The sequence below is a fragment of the uncultured Campylobacter sp. genome, from assembly GCF_938045535.1.
In the GTDB taxonomy this organism is placed as follows: Bacteria; Campylobacterota; Campylobacteria; order Campylobacterales; family Campylobacteraceae; genus Campylobacter_B.
Genome location: NZ_CALIMQ010000242.1, coordinates 1 through 5,275, shown reverse-complemented (window position 1 = coordinate 5,275; position 5,275 = coordinate 1). Strand labels below are relative to the sequence as shown.

The 5,275-nt window shown below is 51.0% G+C and carries 4 protein-coding genes; all 4 read right to left on the bottom strand.

Annotated elements, in window-relative coordinates; all coding sequences use genetic code 11:
- The coding region (locus Q0095_RS07395; protein WP_297882775.1) for a cation:proton antiporter at positions 1-1,122 on the bottom strand (1,122 nt) is incomplete at its 3' end.
- A gap of 104 nt (positions 1,123-1,226) precedes the next feature.
- Complete coding sequence (locus tag Q0095_RS07390) at positions 1,227-2,369, bottom strand: metallophosphoesterase family protein (protein WP_297882773.1); 1,143 nt, start codon at positions 2,367-2,369, stop codon at positions 1,227-1,229.
- Positions 2,366-4,597, bottom strand: a complete 2,232-nt coding sequence (gene topA, locus Q0095_RS07385) for a type I DNA topoisomerase (protein ID WP_297882771.1) — start codon at positions 4,595-4,597, stop codon at positions 2,366-2,368. The genes Q0095_RS07390 and topA overlap by 4 nt, the downstream gene beginning before the upstream one ends.
- Positions 4,598-4,600: 3 nt before the next feature.
- A complete protein-coding gene (gene dcd, locus Q0095_RS07380) occupies positions 4,601-5,164 on the bottom strand; it encodes a dCTP deaminase (RefSeq protein WP_297882769.1) in 564 nt (187 codons plus the stop codon).
- Between the last annotated feature and the right edge of the window lie 111 nt (positions 5,165-5,275).

Genomic DNA, 5,275 nt, shown 5'->3' with positions numbered 1-5,275 from the left:
AAAATTTATCAAAATCATCGATGCGAGCGCCTCTATGAGCGAGGCGATGATCATCGCGAAGTATATCTCTTGCGAGATCGCGGCGGTAGAGTAAAAGAGCGTCGCCGTGGCGATCACTAGCGTCAGAGGCATAGAAAGCGATAGCGCGAAAAGCGCCGCACCTTTGCGGCCCAGGGTGCTTAAAAACGTAGCGCTCGCAAGCAGCCTGATGCCAAACATCAGCGCCGCTAGGCTTACGGCAAAGCTCATCACTCCGGGCATAAGGAGCGCTTCAAGCTTGATTACGGCTCCGGTGTGTATGAAAAATATCGGCACCAAAAAGCCGAAGCCGAACGACGATAGCTTCTCGATGAGGTCGTCCTTGTGCGAGAAAAAGGTCGGCAGAAAGGTGCCTGCGATGAAGGCGCCGATGACGACCTCAAGCCCTAAAAGCATCACTCCGGCGCAGATGAGGCAAAACAGCGCCATCGCAAATCGCACGTCCTTTTCATTTTTGTCGTATTTAGGCATGATAACCGTTTTTAGCGCGGGGAACCACCAAAATAAAATTTCAAGCCCTTTAAAAACCGCCAAGGCTGCCACGGAAAAGCCCAAAAGCGCGCCGATATGAAGCGCCATCTCTACGCCGAAGCCGTTTTTAAGGTAGATGCCGCCCACAGTGAGGGCGGCGATGCTGATGAGCTCGCCGATCACGCCCGCGGGCATCGCGAGATTGAGCCACGCTTGATCCTTGCCGTATTCCTTATACAGCGCCGAAAGCAGCCCGACGCTCATCAGAGGTGCGGCGATGATGAGCATCTGCGGCAGTTCAAACACCCAAACCGCAAGTGCGCTTAGGATATGAAGCAGCGCCAAAAAGATTAGGATCAGCCGCAGAATTTTACGCGGCATCGCAAGTAGCGCGCGGAAATCCACTTCGCAGCCCGCCAAAAACATAAGGTAGCAAAAGCCGATCTGCGCGGCTAGATCGAAGGTCGCGCTTGGCGGCAAAAGCCCTAAATTTGCGGCTATGATGCCAAGCATGATCTCCATAGGCGAGAGCGGAATTCTAGCTAAGCTAGCCAAAAAGGGCGAAGCAAAGATCAAAAACGATAGCGCGATTAGGACGTAAATTTCATTCATAAGCTTTGGCCTCGCATCCTTTTAGATTTTCTCCGCACTGTTTTAGAATTTTTTCGCATCTTTCTAGCATTTTCTCTGGCTGCCCAGGGGCTTTTCGTATCATTTTAAGACCTCCTTTCGGGCGCTTTATAGTTCTTTGCGCTGCGAACAGAGACGAAATATGCGCAATTTTCGCTCTTGTACCACAACACAGGCAAACCGAAAAGCCGCTTTTTGCGCCCGCAAATCTCGCCCGGATTTAACACGAGCGCACCGTTTTTATCTATCGCCGCGGCGAAAAAGTGAGTGTGGCCGTAAATTTTGATAGTTGAAATTTTATCCGCGCCGCGCTCGCACGGACCCCGATTTTTATCTTCGCCGCTTGCATTGGGGTCAGAATTCGCGGTCAAATTTGAACCCAAACTCAGCTCAGATAATTTTACGCACGAGTTCGGTGCGGATGAATTCGCGCTTAAGCTCGGCGCCGTTAAATTTACTGCGCGATCGGCACTCGAGCTCGCTTTAGAGTTCATACCCGAGCCCATATTAGCGGTTAAATTTGCGCTTGCATTTGAGTTTAAATTTGTGTTTGAGTTCACTTCCGCGCCTGCATTCAAGCTCAAGTTTACATTTGGACTTGCGGACTGCCCGCTTTTTAAATTTGCGCTCGCGCTAACTATGTTTTTAAAATTTACATCTGTGCTGCGCGCGCCGTTTAAAATTCTATCTGCACTCGCAGTATTAAAATTTGAGTTTAAATTTACCGAGCAATCCACCGCTTTAGAATTTGCGATTAAAATTTCCCCGCAATCCGCTCCGCAGCCTGAGCCTAAATTTACGCCACAACCTACTTCGTAGCTAAAGCTAGAATTTTTGACTAGGTCTGCGCCGAAATCCTTGCGAAAATTTGCCGCGCGATCCGCACCCGCGTCTAAATTTAATCCGCCAGCTTCATTTTGCGCCGCGGGCTCCTCGTCAAAGAGATAAAACGGATGGTGCATGATTTTTAGTCGCACTCCAGCAAACTCCGTGCAGAAGGGCTCATCGTATAGGTTGAAGTCGTTTCTAAACTCAGCAAGCGCTTCGTCGTTATTCCATAAAACCGCGAAGTAGGGCTTGCCGCTTTGCCTCAAAAGCCGCAGCGTCTCGCTCTCGACGATGCCCTCTGCATGCACGAGCAGATCCGCTCCGCGCGCGAGCAGCCACTCTATGGCGCTGGCAGCGACCTTTGTTTCGCGATGAGAGTCCGAGATGACGCCTATTATCAATCGATCTCTTCTTTAAGCTTGCACTGCGGGCACTCGGCAAAATTGCCTTTTTTCAGCTCTTTGCGAAGCATGTATGAGTTGCCGCACTGCGGGCATGCGCGCGCGATCGGCGCGTAGTTGCTCACAAAGCCGCACTTTGGGTAGTTCGTGCAGCCGTAGAATTTGCCGCGTCTGGAGAAGCGCTCGACGATCTCGCCGGTGCCGCAGCTCGGGCACTTTACGCCCGTGGAGACGAGCGGTTTTTTCTCCTTTGCCGCGCCTTCGATTTTGCGCGAGTATTTGCACTTCGGATAGCCCTCGCAAGCAATGAACTCGCCGTATCTGCCCTTACGCTTGATCAAATTTTTACCGCACTGCGGGCATTTTTCATCCAGTACTTCGGGCGCCGCCTTTTCCTCGCTCGCCTCCTCGGCGCTAGCGTCTGCGTTGCGCGAGTATTTGCACTTCGGATAGTTCGAGCAAGCGATAAACTCGCCGAATCTGCCCTGGCGCTTAAGTAGCTCGCCGCCGCAGTTCGGGCATGCTTCGCCGATCTTTTCGGCTAGCTTTTGGCTTGCGATCGACGTTTTTCCTTTGGCGATCTCGTCCATAAAAGGGTAGTAAAAATCCGCCAAAATTTGCTGCCAGTCCGCTTTGTTTTCGGCGATATCGTCGAGTTTTTCTTCCATTTTGGAGGTGAACTCGCTATCGACGATATTTTTAAAATTTTGCTCCAGCATCTCGGTGATCTTAAAGGCGATCTCGCTCGGCACCAGGTGCTTTTGCTCGATATTGACGTAGTTGCGCGCCGTAAGCAGCGAGATGGTAGGCGCATAGGTCGAGGGCCTACCGATGCCGAGGCTTTCGAGCTTTTTGATGAGGCTCGCTTCCGAATAGCGTGCCGGCGGCTCGGTGAAGTGCTGCTGCGAGCTCAGGCTTTGCAGGCTCATCGCATCGCCCGCGCTAAGGCTCGGTAAAATTTTATCTTTATCCAGATCGCCGTAAGCCTTGTAAAAACCGTCAAATTCCACCTTACGTCCGCTGATCTTAAACGCGCCCGCTTCGCCGCGCACGATGATCGTTTGGATCTGCGAGACGCTAGGGCTCATCTGCGAGGCTACGAAGCGGTTGTAGATGAGCGCATAAAGGCGGTATTCGTCGCGAGGCAGGATTTTTTGCGCAAGCTCGGGGGTAAGCTTCAGATCGGTAGGTCTTATCGCTTCGTGCGCTTCCTGCGCGCCTTTGCTTTTGGTGGCGTATAAATTCGCGCTTTTGGGCAGATACTTTTCGCCGAAGCGCTGCTCTATGAGCTCGCGAGCTGCCGCGATCGCTTCTTTGGCGATATTTAGCGAGTCGGTTCGCATGTAGGTGATCGCACCGCCGTTTTTGGTATTAACCCCCTCGTAAAGGCTTTGCGCGAGGCTCATCGTCTTGCGCGGATTAAAGCCCAGAGCCGTGCTCGCCGCCTGTTGTAGCGTCGAGGTCATAAACGGCGGGTAGGGGTTTGTCTTGCGCGACTTGCTCTCGATACTCTCTACGCTAAATTTGTCTTTTTGCAGCTCAGAAACGATCTCGCTAGCCTGCGCCGCGTTTTTGATCGAGAGCTTTTCCATCTTTTTACCGCGAAATTCCACGAGCTCGGCTTCCAAGTCCTTCTTAAAAACCGCGTCGATGCTGTGAAATTCTACCGGTTTAAAATTTAAAATTTCGCGCTCGCGATCGACGACGATCTTAAGCGCGGCGCTTTGGACGCGACCCGCGCTTAAGCCGCGCTGGATCTTTAAATTTAAAAGCGGACTTAGCTTGTAGCCCACGATGCGATCGAGCAGGCGGCGCGCTTGTTGAGCGTTTACGCTTGCGATATTCAGCTTGCGCGGCGAGCTTAGCGCGTTTGAGATCGCGCTTTTGGTGATCTCGTGAAATACGATGCGCGGCAGCTCCTGCGCCTGCTTGCCGATCGAAGCAGCGATATGATAGGCGATCGCCTCGCCCTCGCGGTCCTCGTCCGTCGCGAGATAAATTTGATCCGCCTTTTTGGCGAGCGTCTTTATTTGCTTTACGATCTGATCGTGGTCGGCGCTAATTTCGTATTCGGGCTCGAAGCTTTTATCTTTGATTTTAATGCCGAATTTTTTCTGCGGCAGATCGCGGATATGTCCTTTTGAAGCGACGACGTCGTAGTCATCGCCTAAGAATTTTTTGATCGTTTTGGCTTTTGCGGGGGATTCTACGATGATTAAATTTTTCATTGTTTAATCCTTTAGAATTCTAGGCAGCGTGATGCCCTTTTGGCTTTGGTATTTGCCCTTTTTGTCGCAGTAGCTCACCTCGCACGGCTCATCTCCTTGCAGAAACAAAACCTGCGCGATGCCTTCGTTCGCGTAAATTTTTGCAGGCAGCGGCGTGGTATTGGAGATTTCAATCGTGATGTGTCCCTCAAAACCGGGCTCAAATGGCGTTACGTTTACGATGATGCCGCAGCGCGCGTAGGTGCTTTTGCCCAGACAGATCGCAAGCACGTCGCGCGGCATTTTGAAGTATTCGATGGTGCGCGCTAGCGCGAAGGAATTCGGCGGCACGATGCAGACGTCGCCCTCAAAATCCACGACGTTTTTTGCGTCGAAATTTTTAGGATCGACGACCGTTCCGCCGACGTTTGTAAAAATTTTAAATTCGCGCGCTACGCGTATGTCGTATCCGTAGCTCGAAAGTCCGTAGCTAACGACGCCGCGGCCGATATTTTCCTCGCAAAAGGGCGCTATCATATCGTGCCGCTGCGACATTTGTCTGATCCATTTATCGCTTTTTAGTCCCATAAAATTTCCTTAAAATAATCAAAATTTTTCGCGCATTATAGCAGCAAAATAAAATATAATAAAAATTTTATGCTAGAATTTTGCTTAAATTATAAAAATTTTATCACTTTT